The 13,979-nt window shown below is 44.9% G+C and carries 19 protein-coding genes and 1 riboswitch; of the genes, 3 read left to right on the top strand and 16 right to left on the bottom strand.

The features are described 5' to 3' along the window. Nucleotides 1-2: 2 nt before the first annotated feature. The 7 genes from rluB to AXI59_RS06355 all read right to left on the bottom strand — a co-directional run bounded on the left by rluB (nt 3) and on the right by AXI59_RS06355 (nt 5,126). Nucleotides 3-737 (bottom strand): 23S rRNA pseudouridine(2605) synthase RluB, encoded by a 735-nt coding sequence (rluB, locus tag AXI59_RS06385; protein ID WP_061527684.1) that lies wholly within the window; start codon nt 735-737, stop codon nt 3-5. Nucleotides 738-830: 93 nt separating this feature from the next. Then, nucleotides 831-1,367, bottom strand: a complete 537-nt coding sequence (spmB, locus tag AXI59_RS06380) for a spore maturation protein SpmB (RefSeq protein WP_061520910.1) — start codon at nt 1,365-1,367, stop codon at nt 831-833. A 4-nt stretch (nt 1,368-1,371) separates the two neighbouring features. Next, complete coding sequence (locus AXI59_RS06375) at nt 1,372-1,962, bottom strand: nucleoside recognition domain-containing protein (RefSeq protein WP_061520909.1); 591 nt, start codon at nt 1,960-1,962, stop codon at nt 1,372-1,374. Further along, nucleotides 1,950-3,101, bottom strand: coding sequence for a D-alanyl-D-alanine carboxypeptidase family protein (locus tag AXI59_RS06370; protein WP_061520908.1), 1,152 nt, complete (start codon nt 3,099-3,101; stop codon nt 1,950-1,952). Before AXI59_RS06370 ends, AXI59_RS06375 begins: the two co-directional genes overlap by 13 nt. Before the next feature lie 112 nt (nt 3,102-3,213). Then, entirely contained in the window at nt 3,214-3,747 is a 534-nt protein-coding gene (locus AXI59_RS06365; RefSeq protein WP_061520907.1) for a DUF3907 family protein, read from the bottom strand. A 40-nt stretch (nt 3,748-3,787) separates the two neighbouring features. Then, a complete protein-coding gene (scpB, locus tag AXI59_RS06360) occupies nt 3,788-4,381 on the bottom strand; it encodes an SMC-Scp complex subunit ScpB (RefSeq protein ID WP_061520906.1) in 594 nt (197 codons plus the stop codon). Further along, entirely contained in the window at nt 4,371-5,126 is a 756-nt protein-coding gene (locus tag AXI59_RS06355; protein WP_061520905.1) for a segregation/condensation protein A, read from the bottom strand. The genes scpB and AXI59_RS06355 overlap by 11 nt, the downstream gene beginning before the upstream one ends. Before the next feature lie 207 nt (nt 5,127-5,333). Here AXI59_RS06355 and AXI59_RS19230 point away from each other — a divergent pair, with 207 nt between their 5' ends. Both AXI59_RS19230 and AXI59_RS06350 read left to right on the top strand, forming a co-directional pair. Continuing rightward, nucleotides 5,334-5,423: a YjcZ family sporulation protein gene (locus AXI59_RS19230; protein ID WP_082791737.1), complete on the top strand. Its 90-nt coding sequence runs from the start codon at nt 5,334-5,336 to the stop codon at nt 5,421-5,423. A gap of 87 nt (nt 5,424-5,510) precedes the next feature. Beyond that, on the top strand, nt 5,511-6,035 hold the full coding sequence (locus AXI59_RS06350) for a DUF309 domain-containing protein (protein WP_061527683.1): 525 nt from the start codon (nt 5,511-5,513) through the stop codon (nt 6,033-6,035). 89 nt (nt 6,036-6,124) lie between these two features. Here the strand turns inward: AXI59_RS06350 and AXI59_RS06345 are convergent, their stop codons facing one another. The 9 genes from AXI59_RS06345 to AXI59_RS06305 form a co-directional block, all read right to left on the bottom strand. Next, complete coding sequence (locus tag AXI59_RS06345) at nt 6,125-6,499, bottom strand: GNAT family N-acetyltransferase (protein WP_061527682.1); 375 nt, start codon at nt 6,497-6,499, stop codon at nt 6,125-6,127. Between the two features lie 115 nt (nt 6,500-6,614). Further along, complete coding sequence (ribH, locus tag AXI59_RS06340) at nt 6,615-7,079, bottom strand: 6,7-dimethyl-8-ribityllumazine synthase (protein ID WP_061527681.1); 465 nt, start codon at nt 7,077-7,079, stop codon at nt 6,615-6,617. A gap of 32 nt (nt 7,080-7,111) precedes the next feature. After that, nucleotides 7,112-8,308: a bifunctional 3,4-dihydroxy-2-butanone-4-phosphate synthase/GTP cyclohydrolase II gene (locus tag AXI59_RS06335; RefSeq protein ID WP_061527680.1), complete on the bottom strand. Its 1,197-nt coding sequence runs from the start codon at nt 8,306-8,308 to the stop codon at nt 7,112-7,114. 14 nt (nt 8,309-8,322) lie between these two features. Further along, nucleotides 8,323-8,970, bottom strand: coding sequence for a riboflavin synthase (gene ribE / locus AXI59_RS06330; RefSeq protein WP_061520900.1), 648 nt, complete (start codon nt 8,968-8,970; stop codon nt 8,323-8,325). Beyond that, the gene (gene ribD, locus AXI59_RS06325) at nt 8,951-10,066 is read right to left on the bottom strand and encodes a bifunctional diaminohydroxyphosphoribosylaminopyrimidine deaminase/5-amino-6-(5-phosphoribosylamino)uracil reductase RibD (protein ID WP_061527679.1); all 1,116 of its coding nucleotides are present in this window, start codon (nt 10,064-10,066) and stop codon (nt 8,951-8,953) included. The genes ribE and ribD overlap by 20 nt, the downstream gene beginning before the upstream one ends. Nucleotides 10,067-10,196: 130 nt before the next feature. After that, a riboswitch (FMN riboswitch) is annotated at nt 10,197-10,346 on the bottom strand. A 122-nt stretch (nt 10,347-10,468) separates the two neighbouring features. Continuing rightward, a complete protein-coding gene (locus AXI59_RS06320; protein ID WP_061520898.1) occupies nt 10,469-10,813 on the bottom strand; it encodes a hypothetical protein in 345 nt (114 codons plus the stop codon). A 244-nt stretch (nt 10,814-11,057) separates the two neighbouring features. Further along, entirely contained in the window at nt 11,058-11,633 is a 576-nt protein-coding gene (gene lepB, locus AXI59_RS06315; protein WP_061527678.1) for a signal peptidase I, read from the bottom strand. An 81-nt stretch (nt 11,634-11,714) separates the two neighbouring features. After that, complete coding sequence (locus AXI59_RS06310; protein WP_061527677.1) at nt 11,715-12,206, bottom strand: CcdC protein domain-containing protein; 492 nt, start codon at nt 12,204-12,206, stop codon at nt 11,715-11,717. A 151-nt stretch (nt 12,207-12,357) separates the two neighbouring features. Beyond that, nucleotides 12,358-12,789, bottom strand: a complete 432-nt coding sequence (locus AXI59_RS06305) for a peptidylprolyl isomerase (RefSeq protein ID WP_061521248.1) — start codon at nt 12,787-12,789, stop codon at nt 12,358-12,360. Nucleotides 12,790-13,070: 281 nt separating this feature from the next. Here AXI59_RS06305 and AXI59_RS06300 point away from each other — a divergent pair, with 281 nt between their 5' ends. Continuing rightward, the gene (locus tag AXI59_RS06300) at nt 13,071-13,970 is read left to right on the top strand and encodes a DUF1002 domain-containing protein (protein WP_061520895.1); all 900 of its coding nucleotides are present in this window, start codon (nt 13,071-13,073) and stop codon (nt 13,968-13,970) included. Nucleotides 13,971-13,979: the final 9 nt, after the last annotated feature.

The following is a 13,979-nucleotide window of genomic DNA, read 5'->3' as shown; positions in this document are numbered from 1 at the left end:
AATTAGAAAGCGTTTTTACCGTGATCAGCTAAAGCCCGCAGCCTTTTCACCTCATGCGGCGTCAGCTCTCTTGCGTCCCCCGTGTGCAGGCCTCTTAAATTTAAAAACGCGTATTCCTCACGTTTGAGTTTCAGCACGTCATGGCCGATCGCTTCGAACATACGGCGGACCTGTCTGTTTCGGCCTTCATGAATGGTCAGCTGGATAATACTTGTCTGTTTTCTTTTGTCCAAAGAAAGCAGTTTCGCTCTGGCAGGCGCTGTTTTGCCTTCTTCAAGCTGGATGCCGCGCTCAAGCTTACGAAGAAGTTCTTTTGAAGGAATTCCTTTGACTTTTGCGACATACGTCTTATCAATTTCGTATTTCGGGTGCATGAGTTTGTTGGCAAACTCACCGTCATTTGTCAGCAATAAGAGCCCGCTCGTATCATAATCAAGACGGCCGACCGGATAAATGCGCTGAGGCACTTCCTTGAAAAAGTCGGTTACCACTTTACGCCCTTTGTCGTCCTCCGCTGCAGAAATCACTCCTCTCGGCTTATAGAGCAGAAAGTACACAGGCTCTTCCCGTTCCACCTTTAATCCGTTTACTTCAATTTGATCAGAGCCGGTTACTTTTACGCCAAGCTCTGTTATTACTTTTCCATTCACCTTTACTTTTCCTTCTTTAATCAGCTCTTCTGCCTTTCTGCGTGATGCCACGCCGGCGTGAGCAATAACTTTTTGCAGTCTTTCCATGTCTTTCACCTCAAGTATAATCTTACTTTTTTCCCCCTGAACAAACAAGCTTTTTCAAGGAGCAGTTATTCTGATATATAAAAAGCGCCTGAATCAGGCGCTTCCAAATAATAATGTAACAATGATGATTGATGCAACCACCCCGATCAGATCGGCGAGAAGGCCCACCTTTAATGCGTCGCCCATTTTTTTGATGCCGACTGCTCCGAAGTACACGGTGAGGACATATAAAGTCGTGTCCGTTGACCCCTGCATGACTGATGCCAGCCTGCCGATAAATGAATCAGGCCCGTATACAGCGATGAGATCCGTCGTCATGCCAAGCGCCGCTGTACCTGATATCGGGCGGATCAGTGCAAGCGGCACCACTTCAGCGGGAATGCCGATTGCCGTAAAGACGGGCTTGCACATCCCCATCACAAAATCAAGCGCGCCTGATGCACGGAATACAGTAATGGCGACAAGCATCCCCACCAAATACGGAATGATGGAAAAAGCAATCTCAATTCCTTCCTTTCCGCCTTCAACGAACGATTCATAGGTCGGAACTTTCTTAATGGTGCCGTAAATAAGAATGCCGGCGATAATAATCGGAATCATTGCTAAAGACAGCCAATTGACCATTTCCATTCGCTTACCTCCCCTTCTTTTTGCGGCGATAGCAGAAATAGCGGTCGATCAAAATCGCGCCGATTCCTGATATCAGGGTCGCTAAAATGGTCGGTCCGACGATATCGGTCGGCGCCTTTGCCGAATAAGCCATTCGCACGGCGATTACGGTTGTCGGAATCAATGTAATGCTTGATGTATTCACCGCCAAAAAGGTAATCATGGAGCGGCTGGCCTCCGTGCGGTTTCCGTTCAGCTTTTTCATTTGTTCCATCGCTTTAATGCCAAGCGGGGTCGCGGCATTTCCCAATCCGAAAAAGTTTGCCATCAAATTGGATAAAATATATCCCATTGCCGGGTGGTCAGGCGGAATATCAGGAAAGAGCTTTGAAATAAACGGGCGGCATATTCTGCTGAATATATCCAAAAGCCCCGACTGTTCGGCTATTTTCATCAGTCCAAGCCAGAAAACGAGGACGCTCATCAGTCCGAATGAGATCGTCACCGCTTCTTTAGCCCCTTTGAAAACAGCTTCATTCACATCCGGCAGGGTTCCGTTATACATCGCAAATACAAGTCCGATCACCGTCAGGCCGACCCAGATTAAATTGACCATTTTGCCCCGCCCACAGCGCTCATAAACAGGCTCGTAAATGTTTCGATGAAGTGTTTTTTCGGTTTTTTACGGCGTTCATTTTCGTAATAGACCGGCAGTTTGGCGATGATTTCCCCCTTGTGCATGACAGTCATCTGACCGACGACATCAGGAATTAATGACGCGTCTTTTTTCCAGGCTTTTTTCGGCTTGATCAAGGTGGTGCTGATTTTGACATCTTCGATTTCGTCTTCTTTTAATAGGTAGCGGACATCGCGGCTGATAAAGGCGTGTTTTCCGTAAAATGTGTTTTTCAGCTTCGGTATTTCTCCTTTTTTGGCGACGATATATGTTTTATAATGTTCAAATACATAGTTAAACATATTCATATGGTCATCCCAATCGTCCGGATCATTAATAGTGACCGTGATCAGATCAGTGCCGTCTTTTGAAGCGGTCGAGACCAAAGTCCGCCTTGCAATTTTCGTAAAGCCCGTTTTCCCGCCTGTACTGTAAGGGTAAAGCCCCGTCAGCAGCTTATTTTTATTCCTCCACACCCGGTCCATCGTTTCGGCTTTATACACTTTTGTTCCCGAGACGGTCCGATAGTCTTTGATTTTCATTGCATACTTTGTCAAAAGCGCCATGTCGTAAGCGGTTGAATATAAATTTTCATGGTCGTCCAGCCCGTGGGGATTTTGGAATTTCGTATTTTCCATTCCGATTTGCTCCGCTTTTTGATTCATCATAAATACAAATCCGTCAAGGCTGCCGCCCACATACTCAGCAATCGCTGCAGCGGCGTCATTTCCTGACCTCAGCATGAGCCCGTAGACGAGGTCCTTCAGCTTAACCTTTTGTCCTGGCTGCAGATAAATCGCTGAACCTTCCGTTTTCACGGCGTTGGGAGAAATCGTGACGGTCTCTTCCATCTTTCCCGATTCAATTGCAAGTACGGCTGTCATGATTTTGGTAATGCTTGCGATCCGCCGCTTATGGTGTTCATCTTTTGCAAATAAAACCCTGCCTGATGCTCCGTCAATAATAATCGCGCTTTTTGCGCTGACATGTATTTGGGCATGTGCTGTATTGCCGTCTATGATAGAAAGAAAAAAAATAAAAGTCAGAAGGAATACAACAGCTTTTTTTAGAAAGCGCATGAATGCTCACGTCCTTGTTGTGGTTTGTACAAGTTTATGCGCATGTCCATGACTTATGAATAACATTTATATCTGTTCAGCATAAAAAAACTCCCCCGGTATGGGAGAGTTTTTATCTGACAGAAGCGATATTTGAACCTGAGGCTTCATATTGCGCCAGTTCTTCCCGCATGTGCAGAAAATCCCGGCTGAGCGCCAAAAGCAAGCTCTGCAGTGAGTCCGGCACGTGCTGATAAAATTGAATGGCGCTTTGGTCTGTATAAGCCGCACGGCTGTTTTCATACCACGTATCTTTTTTGGGCATAAAAAATTCTTCTACGCACTGATGATACACTTTAAAAAGCATTTTTTCCGCACTTGCCTCTTGAAACGGCTCCTGGATTAAGAGCCGGCGGCAGGCCTCCTGGGCACCTTCGCAAAAGACGGTCATTCTTCTCAGAACACTGAGCACGTCCCGGCAATACGCCTCATCCGCACCTCCGGAAGCCTGCATATCCGGTAATGTTGTATGGTTTAAATAGCTGCTGACCATCGTGACAACCTTGGCTAAAAATTCGCCTGTTTCTTCTGTATGGGCCCTCACAATCGAATTTCCCATTCTGTCCGTTTCCTTCCTCTCTTGTACTTCGTATCTTGCGTCATTCATCAATGGCCTTTCCCTACTATCGTATGATGAAAAACTGCTATTATTTTATATCCTCAAAAGTTTGGTTGAAGTTTTCAAAGAATAAATCGGCTTCCTCTTGAAGAACGTCTTCTTCCCCATGCTCAGGCAATGGCGGCAGTTCGTCCAATGTTTTCAAACCGAATTGTTCAAGAAACACCGATGTCGTGCCGTATAATATCGCCCGGCCGGGACCGTCAGCGCGCCCGACTTCACACAGCAGCGCTTTTGACACGAGGCTGTGCAAAATCCGTTCTGATTTCACTCCCCGGATATCTTCAATTTCCGCCCGTGTGATCGGCTGTCTGTAAGAAACAATCGCCAGCACTTCTAACGAAGCCTGGGATAACCCTTTTGACGGCACTTCAATTAATTTTTTCAAATATGGAACGAACTCTTTTTTCGTTGAAAGCATATACGTATCCGCATACTCAGTAAGCTCGATGCCTCTGTTTTCTTCCTTGTACTGTGCTGCGACTTCTTCCATTATTCCGGCCAGTTCCGCCTCTTCTATTTCAAGCACCGTTACTAATTGCTTTTTAGTCAGCCCTTCATCACCCGCCGCATACAGCAGGGCCTCCACAATTGCTTTCCAATTCACGATATCAAGCGCCATGAATGGATTCACTCCCCGTAATGTATATATCTGAAAAGTTTTCTTCCTGCTCAATCAGGATCAGCTGATTTTTCATCAGCTCAAGAACGGCTAAAAAAGTCACGACAAGATGGTCTTTTTGCTCATACGGAAAAAGCTCCATAAAGTTCATTCTTTTTCCCGCCGTCTTAAGGCTTTTTACGATTTCGTTCATTCTCTCTTCAATCGGTATTTCCTGTCTTGCAATGGTCGTTTCTTTCGGACGCGTGATTTTTTTCCGCTGGAGAACCTTTTGAAACGCGCCGATCATATCATAGACGGTAACCGACAGTTTCTGCTCCGTCTGTTTCATTTCTTTCGCATACTCACTTAAGTCACTCGGCGGCTTTGTAAAAGATTTTTGCCTTTCCTCTTCCCGCTCTTTTAAATACTTCGCAGCGCTTTTATATTTTCTATACTCAATCAGCTTTTCAATCAGCTCATCGCGAGGGTCTTCTTCTTCAAGCATTTCATCTTCAAAAAGCTCTTCTTCTTGTTTCGGAAGCAGCATTCTGCTTTTAATGCTGAGCAAAGTCGCCGCCATGACTAAATATTCGCTGGCTACGTCAAGCTCAAGCACTTGCATTGTATGTACATATAATAAATATTGTTCTGTAATGGTTGCCACGGGTATGTCGTATATGTCGATTTCCAGACGGTTAATTAAATGAAGCAGCAGGTCCAATGGGCCTTCAAACGTATCAATTTTCACTTGATATTCTACCATTATCTCACCATTTTCAATATCACTCTCATTGCCGGAAAAACTGGCTACCCTTTAGTATAATCCACCAAAATGCTCTCGTCCAATACTTTTATAAACGGGCTCTGTTATTTAGAAAATACTGAAAAAGAAGATACCCGCCTATACCTACAAAGGCGGATATACATATGATACTCGTGTAAACATGAAACAAAGGGAGGCTGATTGTACATGGATGGAGCTTGGTTCGGCGGAGGATTTGCATTAATTGTCGTTCTGTTCATTTTGCTCGTCGTTGTAGGAGCGTCTTTCATCTGCTAGTCCGGCAGGAAGCAGAAATCAAGCCGCTCTTTTTTCCTTTTATTTGCGCTGTGTTACACTAGGCTTAGCATAAAAGGGGGAAGCGGCTTGTATCCAAAAGCTTATATCGGCTTTTTGGCCGAATTTCACGCAACAAGAGATTATTTTGAATGTCATGAACTGTTAGAGGAATATTGGAAAGAAAGTCCGCCTAAGGAGCGAAACATGTATTGGGTCGGACTGATTCAGCTTGCCGTCGCTTTATACCATCAGCGGAGGCAAAATCAAACCGGGGCCAAACGGCTGATAGCCAGCAGCTTACGCATTCTGCGGTCTGAAGAACAGGCTGTCCGTTCTCTCGGACTGAGTTATCCGCGGCTGATTGAGCTGATCGAATCGCTGTCAGACGATATAGAAGCAGGCTCACCGTATAAAAGCGTCATGCTGCCGATTATCGATGAAAACCTGAAGGAAGCATGTCTTGCAGAATGCCGCCGGAAAGGATATACGTGGGGGCAAAACAGCATATTAACCGATACCTTTCTTATCAATAAGCATCGCCTGCGGGACAGGACAGATGTCATCATGGAACGCAATCGGGAAATCGAGAGAAGAAAAAAAAACAGAGGCTGACCGCAAGCCTCTGTTTTCGTATAAACAACCAAAGCCCGAAACAGGATTGCCGTTTCGAGCTTTGGAACCGGAAGGCGCTTTAGCCTTCCTTAGTTATTATATGAGATATCTTGATCTGCTTGATGTTGACAGCGTTCAAAAAAGCTTTGCGTTAATTCATTTGGAACGATCGCCTCTGTTTTAAATAAACGTTTTAAGGCGTCCATCATTTGTTTTCCGATTCCTTGATGGCGGTGAGAAGGATTCACGCTGATATGGCGGATTTCAACTTCAGAATCTTTTTTTTCGATTCCGATGGCTCCGACGATATCTTCATCCTCTTTCCACAGAAAGAGCTGGCAGCCAGTATCCGTTTCATAGTCCTTCATTGTCTGCTGAAGCTGCTTGAGATCTTTTTCATTCGGCATAAATGACAGAAGACCCATCGCAATCTTTTCAAACGATTTTTTATAACGAATTAACATAAAAACCCCTCTATATCCAAAATGTCCATTCATGTCTATCAAACGGATAAATAAAGGTGATCCGTTTTCTCACATTATATCATTTTCGCCGCGGTTTTAAACTCTTTTCATCAAATTATTCAAATGAACGGTTTAAATTTGCCATTTCGATGGCGGATACTGCGCAATCTGCCCCCTTATTTCCGGCCTTTGTACCGGCTCGCTCGATGGCTTGTTCAATGGTTTCCGTTGTCACGATGCCGAAAATAACCGGCACGCCCGCCGCGCTTCCTGCCTGCGCAATTCCTTTCGCGGCTTCGTTGCAGACATAGTCGTAATGCGTTGTCGCTCCTCTGATGACCGTGCCGAGTGTAATGACGGCATCGTATTTTTTCGTTTCCGCCATTTTTTTCGCCGCAAACGGAATTTCAAATGCTCCCGGCACCCAGGCAACGTCAATATCGCCTGACTCTACACCGTGGCGAAGCAATGTATCTTCCGCGCCGCTTAACAGCTTGCTTGTAATAAATTCATTAAATCTGCCGACGACGATTCCGATTTTAAGTCCTGTTCCAACTAGGTTTCCTTGTATAATATTCATATGATATCCATCCTTTTTTGTGTGTTTTGTTTTTAGAAATGAAGCAGGTGTCCGAGTTTTTCCATTTTGGTTTGCAAATATTGTTTGTTATGCTCTTTTGCTTCCATTTGAAGCGCCACCCGCTCGGAAATGCTGAGGCCGTATCCTTCAAGGCCGGCGATTTTCCGGGGATTATTTGTCAGAAGCTTCATATTCTGAACCCCTAAATCACGGAGTATTTGAGCGCCGATGCCGTAATTGCGCAAATCAGGCAGGAAGCCGAGCGCCTCATTGGCTTCAACCGTGTCATACCCTTGTTCTTGCAATTGATATGCTTTTAATTTGTTAATTAACCCGATGCCTCTCCCTTCCTGGCGCAAATACAATAAGACCCCCCTGCCTTCTTCAGCAATTTGCGCAAGCGCTGCGTGCAGCTGAGGCCCGCAATCACAGCGATGGGAAGCAAACACGTCTCCCGTCAGACACTCTGAATGCACTCTGACCAGAACGGGCTCCTCATTAAATGGCACATCACCCATTACAAATGCGAGATGCTCTTTTCCGTCTACTTCGTTTGTGTATCCGTAAACGCTAAAAGTACCGAAGTCAGTCGGAAGCGTAATCTCAACTTCTCTGTTGACAAGCGTTGTCATGTTGTAGCGGTACTCTATTAAATCTTTAATCGTAATCATTTTTAACTGATGCCGGTTAGCGATTTCAGCTAATTCGGGAACTCGGGCCATCGTGCCGTCTTCATTCATAATTTCACAGATGACTCCGGCTCCTTTCGACCCGCAGGCTTCCGCAAGGTCAACCGCCGCTTCCGTGTGGCCCGCCCGCTTCAGGACACCGCCTTTTTTTGCGATTAACGGGAAAATATGTCCGGGCCGCTGAAAATCAGCAGATACTGATTCTTCATCAAGCAGCGCCTGAATGGTAAGTGAACGTTCTTGCGCACTGATTCCCGTTTTTGTCAGCCTGTGGTCGATGCTTACCGTAAAAGCGGTCTGGTGGGAATCGGTATTATGATCCACCATCGGATAAAGATCTAGGCGAGCTGCGATGTCTTCACAAAGCGGCGTGCAGATCAAACCTCTTCCGTGTGTTGCCATAAAATTCACCACTTCTGGCGCAGCATGCTCAGCAAGCGCTACGAAATCTCCTTCGTTTTCTCTGTCTTCATCATCGACAACGATGATGACTTCGCCTTTTTTCAGTGCTTCTAACGCTTCTTCTATCGGATGAAACATATCGATCTCCCTCTCTAAAAGCCGTTCTCGCTTAAAAAGGCTTCTGTGATAGTTTGATTGCTCTTGTTTTGATCTGTTTTGTGCAAAAAGCGATATAAGTATTTCCCGATCATGTCACACTCAATATTTACGATAGAGCCGACGGTTTTCGTCTGAAAAATCGTTTCTGTGATCGTATGCGGGATGACCGATACCGTCACGCTTTCGTCCGTCAAACCGAAAATCGTTAAGCTGACGCCGTCTACCGTAATTGAACCTTTTAATACAAGCGTTTTCGTTAATTCGGGAGACAGTTTCAAATCGTAATATACGGCGTTGCTTTTTTTCTCTATCCGCGTAATCTCCGCCGTTCCGTCCACGTGGCCTGAAACAAAATGGCCTCCGAAACGCCCGTTTGCAGACATGGCTCTTTCCAAGTTGACTTTACTTCCTTTTGACAAGCCGTTCAGCGATGTCGCTTTTACTGTTTCCGGCATGACATCAACCGTAAATTGAGCGTTTGTAAACTCGGTTACGGTCAGGCAAATCCCGTTAACGGCGATGCTGTCGCCAAGCTTCACATCTTTTGTCACTTTTGAAGCCGCAATGGTTAAGGCCATGGAAAGGCCTTTCTTTTTTATTGTTTGGATCGTGCCTGTTTCTTCAACGATTCCTGTAAACATCGTCACCATCCTTTTCGTCTTGAGGTTTGGCCGTCAATTTAATATCCGGACCGATTTGGGTGATTTGTGTGAATTGTAAATGGGGGACATCTTTCATTGATTGAAAACCTTCACCGGAGATCAAGCTGGGAGCAAGCGTTCCTCCGATCAGTTTAGGGGCAAAATAGAAATGAAGCTCTTGAAAACAGCCTTCCTTGACAAAACTTCCGTGTACGGATGCTCCGCCTTCCACATATACCGACATAATGCCGTTTTCAGCGAGAATGCCGAGTACCTCGGGAATGTGAATCCGGTCTGTTTCAAGCGTAAATATTTTGATTCCGAGAGCGGCAAGCCGGTTTTTCTTTTCTTCGTCAGCCCCGTTTGCCGTAAAAATCCATGTCGGCGCAGCGCGGTCAGAGATGACGTTTGCCGTTTCAGGAATGGACAGTTTTGTGTCGAGAACGACTCTGACAGGCTGCTTCGGCGTTTCAGGGAGCCTGCAGGTCAGGCTCGGATTGTCAGCTTTGACAGTGCCTGCGCCGACAAGAATGCTTTGATGCGATTTCCTGTATTGCTGGGCATCAAGCCTTGCCGCCTCTGATGTAATCCATTTGCTGTCGCCCGTTTTGGTTGCAGTTTTTCCGTCAAGACTTGCAGCGGCTTTCAGCGTAACGTACGGAAGTCCCGTCCGCATGAAGTGAAGGAACATCTTATTAAGCTCTTCTGCCTGATGCTCTAGAATTCCTGTTGTCACTTCAATGCCCGCCGCTTCTAACATACTGATGCCTTTCCCGGCAACAAGCGGATTGGGGTCTTTCATGGCGATAAACACCCTTTTAATCCCCGACTTTATGATCAGATCGGCGCACGGCGGCGTTTTTCCGTAATGGCTGCACGGCTCAAGCGTTACATAGATATCAGCACCTTTGGCATGCTCGCCGGCCATCCTGATAGCGTGAACCTCCGCATGGTCCTCTCCGTATTTTAAATGGGCGCCCATTCCGACAATATGTCCGTCCTTGACGACAACCGCCCCGACAAGCGGATTGGACATTGTCTGCCCTTCGCCCCGTTTGGCAAGCTCTATCGCCGTATTCATATAGTATTCTTCCATCTCGTATCCCTCCTTTCTTTACGCAATTTGGCGTCAAAAAAGCCCCGAATGTTTACACAGTTCGGGGCTTTGCCATTTTTTATCCATAAGAAATAAGACTATACAACATAATTATTTTTGCATAGCTTCTCTCATCCTTCTCCCATCCAGACTTTCACTGTCGGCTTCAGCTTTTCACTGAATCCACCGTATGCGAATGCATACGGGTCACGGGCTGTAAAGCGCAGCAGAGCGCCTTATTACCGCCGGTCGGGATTTTCACCCAGCCCCGAAGGATACAATCAATATTTTTTTGTCCTTAGTCGCTATTATAACGATCCTTCACAGAAGGCGCAATGAATAAACACTTAAAATTTTTAGAAAAAAGAAAAAGCGCCCTTTTTACATAAGAGGCGCCGTTCGTTATTCATTTACTTTGACGACCTTCAGCAAACCGTCAATCCGGTTGGATTTGCTGAAATAAGCTTTGATTTTATCTCCTTCTTTAATATCGGAAAGATCTTGCTGCAGCTTATCTCCGTTAAAAATAATTTTTGTCCCGTTTGCTGCCGTGCCGTGATAATCAGAGCCGTCTATTTTCGTAATTTTGTATGTTTTCGTCGTATATTCTTCTTTTTCCTGGGACAGGGTTTGTCCGATTGCAGTCGGCACGTCTTTCAGCTCAATATCGTTTATCACCATGAAGCCGCCCGCCAATAAAAGCAGAAGCACAACTAAAATGGTTAACTTTGTTTTTATTCTTCCCATTTTCCAACCTCCAGCGCATATCAATCTATTCATTATTATGTAATATTCCTTTTTTTCATGAATAGAAAACCGTTGTTCCCTAAAGAATTATTCATATAACGTTCCGTAAAGGGAATATGTTTCATCTATCTGTAAAACTTTCTATCTATTTTATAGATATACGAATTTATGTTCTGTTTTTGAGGGTGAGGACGAAAATTTATAAAAAAAAGCAGTTTTCTATAAAAGAAAACTGCTAGGTGTGTCACTTCGTCTGGCGTATTTCGTTAAACGGGAAGAAGACGAATTTTGCTGTGCCGGCAATTTGTTTTTTCGTGAAAAGACCGAGCCCGTTGCGGCTGTCCATAGATTCTCTGCGGTTATCACCCATCACGAAATACTTGTCATCCGGCACTTTGACAGGACCGAAGTCATCCGTTAAATGGTCATAGCCGTCTTGCTTCGCTTTTTTCTTATTAGCCGCCAAATAAGGTTCGGACACTTTTTTTCCGTTGATGTACAGCTGGTCGTTTTTCATTTGCACCGTGTCGCCGGGAAGTCCGATAATGCGTTTTACATAGTGCTCGTTCTCGCCGTTCAAGACAACGATTTGGCCCCGCTTAAACTCGCTTATGTATTTGACCGTCATATTGACAAAAATCCTCTCGCGGTCATCCAGGGTCGGATTCATTGATTTACCGTCAACGACATAAGGAGCAAATAAAAAGTTGCGGATGAGCACTGCCAGGATGACAGCGATGATGATGGCTTTTGTCCAATCTAGTACGGCGCTTTTTTTAGAAGTTTTTTCTTTTTCTGATTTCAACTGATTTCCTCCCATTAGCTATGGTCCTTTTATTTTACCATGAATCCCTGTACAGAGGGCAAATAAGGCGACGCGGGTTATCCATTTTTTTCTTTTTCACAAGGCGGCTTTGCTGATTTTCCTGAATTTTACGAAGCTTCCGATTCGCCAAATGCATAGGTACACAAATGCCAGCTCCATTGTTAATACCGCAAATTCTGCCGCATCAATATTTTTAAAATATTGGCTTAACACGATACGAATTGCAATGATCGAGATAATGACATATTTAAAGTTTTTATTCCGTTTTGAGTAGACAAACCCGTCTTCACGAATTTCATAAGCGGTTTGCGGCAGCATGACGGCGCCAAAAAGCCCCCCTAACAGGCCGGCGATGGCGAGCTCCCAATAAGCGGGAAAATGAAATGGCTTTCCCGGTATATTCATGAGCTGGCTGATACTGAAGGAGAAAACAATCACGCTTATAATAAGCGGCGAGATGATGCCGAAGCCTCCGCCTTTAATAGGCCGGTTTCCTTTTTTTACTCTGAACCAAATTATAAGTGCAATACATATGATGACAAATAGAGCGATTGCCGATTGAACCAACGTTTCTACCTCTTTTCATTTATGTGATCCGTCTTTATCACTATACCAGAAGGGTCACGGGTGTTCATATATGTATAATTTCACTTTTTTCATATGAGATTTTTCATGTACAAAAAAATGCCCGCCTTTTTAAGGGCGGGCATTTCTTTCGTTAACCTTCTACGCGGACTTCTTTCATTTTATCTCCGTTAGACATGTTTTTTGCATGCTCTAATCCGCTTGTTACTTTACCGAAAACAGTGTGAACACCGTTTAAATGCGGCTGCGGCTCATGTACGATAAAGAATTGGCTTGAGCCTGTGTCTTTACCGGCGTGTGCCATTGATAAAGAACCGGCTTCATGCTTATGCGGGTTGCCTTCCGTTTCACATTTGATTGTTTTTCCGCTTCCTCCCATGCCTGTCCCGGTCGGGTCTCCGCCTTGGCTTACAAACCCCGGAATCACGCGGTGGAAAATCACGCCGTCATAAAATCCCGTATTTGCCAGCTCTTCAAAGTTGGCAACCGTGTTTGGCGCTTCATTCGGGTAAAGTTCAAATTCAATTCTGCTGCCATTTTCCATTACTATGTAACCAGTTTTCATTCTCATTCCTACTTCCTTATTGTTTTTGCTAAAGCCGCCCCAAATTGAATTTCAATTGTAAGCCGGCTTTCTTTTTGATATTCTTTTGAAGGAAGAAGCGTTTGCTCTTCTTTTAGCGGCTATTATACCACACCTTCAGCCGGAAAACGAATCTCCCCGCTTCCAAAGAAAGAAAATGAAACCAGAACAGCTTCACAGCCGTCTATGTATCGGAACTGTCTCTTACAGTCCCTCACAAACCCTTTAAGACGGCGTTTGTGAAAAGAAGGAGGTTAACCGCTTTGAAAAAAATGTGGATTGGAATGCTGGCGGCGGCCGTCGTATTGTTTACAATACCGAAAATCAGCCTTGCCGATGCCGCGGTCGGAGATGTGATCGTCACGCTTGGGGCAGACTTATCAAGCACAGACCGTCAAAAGGTGCTTGACGAATTAAATGTACCTGATAACGCGACGAAAGTGACCGTCACAAACAAAGAAGAACACGAATATCTAGGAAAATATATATCTAAGGCACAAATCGGCACGAGAGCGATTTCTTCATCATCCATCACAGTGGAAAAGAAGGGATCAGGTCTTGATGTAAAGACACATAATATTGATTCAATTACGGATGAAATGTACTTAAACGCCCTGATGACAGCAGGGGTAAAAGATGCGAAAGTATATGTGACGGCTCCGTTTGAAGTGTCGGGAACCGCAGCATTAACAGGCATCATTAAGGCATATGAAGTCTCATCTGACAAGGCTATTTCTGAAGATGTCAAACAGGTTGCAAACCAGGAGCTTGTGACGACTTCAGATCTCGGGGATAAAATCGGGGATAAAAACGCCTCAGCGCTTATCGCAAACATAAAAGAGGATTTTGCGAAAAACGGCGTGCCGGATACGAAAGCCGGCATTGAGAAGAAAGTCGATGATGCTGCTTCAAATCTGAACATCACATTGACTGACGCTCAAAAAGACCAGCTTGTTTCATTGTTTAATAAAATGAAAAATGCCAAGATTGACTGGGGCCAAGTCGGCGATCAGCTCGATAAGGCAAAGGATAAAATCACAAAGTTCATTCAATCAGATGAAGGCAAAAGCTTTATTCAGAAAGTCATAGATTTCTTCGTTTCCATTTGGAATGCGATTGTGTCTGTATTTACAGGCGGCAGCCAATCAGGTGCAAACAGCTGAAGCTGAAAA

The organism is Bacillus nakamurai (assembly GCF_001584325.1).
Taxonomy (GTDB): Bacteria; Bacillota; Bacilli; order Bacillales; family Bacillaceae; genus Bacillus; species Bacillus nakamurai.
The sequence above is the reverse complement of the archived record's forward strand: the minus strand, read 5'-3'. Positions and strand labels throughout refer to the sequence as shown.

Excerpts from the sequence above, each read along its gene's own strand:
- AXI59_RS06320 (WP_061520898.1), bottom strand. The coding sequence starts at position 10,813 with ATGGGAAGAATAAAAACAAAGTTAACCATTTTAGTTGTGCTTCTGCTT.
- lepB (WP_061527678.1), bottom strand. The coding sequence starts at position 11,633 with ATGGGAGGAAATCAGTTGAAATCAGAAAAAGAAAAAACTTCTAAAAAA.
- AXI59_RS06375 (WP_061520909.1), bottom strand. The coding sequence starts at position 1,962 with ATGGTCAATTTAATCTGGGTCGGCCTGACGGTGATCGGACTTGTATTT.
- spmB (WP_061520910.1), bottom strand. The coding sequence starts at position 1,367 with ATGGAAATGGTCAATTGGCTGTCTTTAGCAATGATTCCGATTATTATC.
- ribH (WP_061527681.1), bottom strand. The coding sequence starts at position 7,079 with ATGAATATTATACAAGGAAACCTAGTTGGAACAGGACTTAAAATCGGA.
- AXI59_RS06345 (WP_061527682.1), bottom strand. The coding sequence starts at position 6,499 with ATGTTAATTCGTTATAAAAAATCGTTTGAAAAGATTGCGATGGGTCTT.
- AXI59_RS06365 (WP_061520907.1), bottom strand. The coding sequence starts at position 3,747 with ATGAATGACGCAAGATACGAAGTACAAGAGAGGAAGGAAACGGACAGA.
- AXI59_RS06305 (WP_061521248.1), bottom strand. The coding sequence starts at position 12,789 with ATGAAAACTGGTTACATAGTAATGGAAAATGGCAGCAGAATTGAATTT.
- AXI59_RS19230 (WP_082791737.1), top strand. The coding sequence starts at position 5,334 with ATGGATGGAGCTTGGTTCGGCGGAGGATTTGCATTAATTGTCGTTCTG.
- ribD (WP_061527679.1), bottom strand. The coding sequence starts at position 10,066 with ATGGAAGAATACTATATGAATACGGCGATAGAGCTTGCCAAACGGGGC.
- AXI59_RS06355 (WP_061520905.1), bottom strand. The coding sequence starts at position 5,126 with ATGGTAGAATATCAAGTGAAAATTGATACGTTTGAAGGCCCATTGGAC.
- AXI59_RS06335 (WP_061527680.1), bottom strand. The coding sequence starts at position 8,308 with ATGTTTCATCCGATAGAAGAAGCGTTAGAAGCACTGAAAAAAGGCGAA.
- scpB (WP_061520906.1), bottom strand. The coding sequence starts at position 4,381 with ATGGCGCTTGATATCGTGAATTGGAAAGCAATTGTGGAGGCCCTGCTG.
- AXI59_RS06370 (WP_061520908.1), bottom strand. The coding sequence starts at position 3,101 with ATGCGCTTTCTAAAAAAAGCTGTTGTATTCCTTCTGACTTTTATTTTT.
- ribE (WP_061520900.1), bottom strand. The coding sequence starts at position 8,970 with ATGTTTACAGGAATCGTTGAAGAAACAGGCACGATCCAAACAATAAAA.
- rluB (WP_061527684.1), bottom strand. The coding sequence starts at position 737 with ATGGAAAGACTGCAAAAAGTTATTGCTCACGCCGGCGTGGCATCACGC.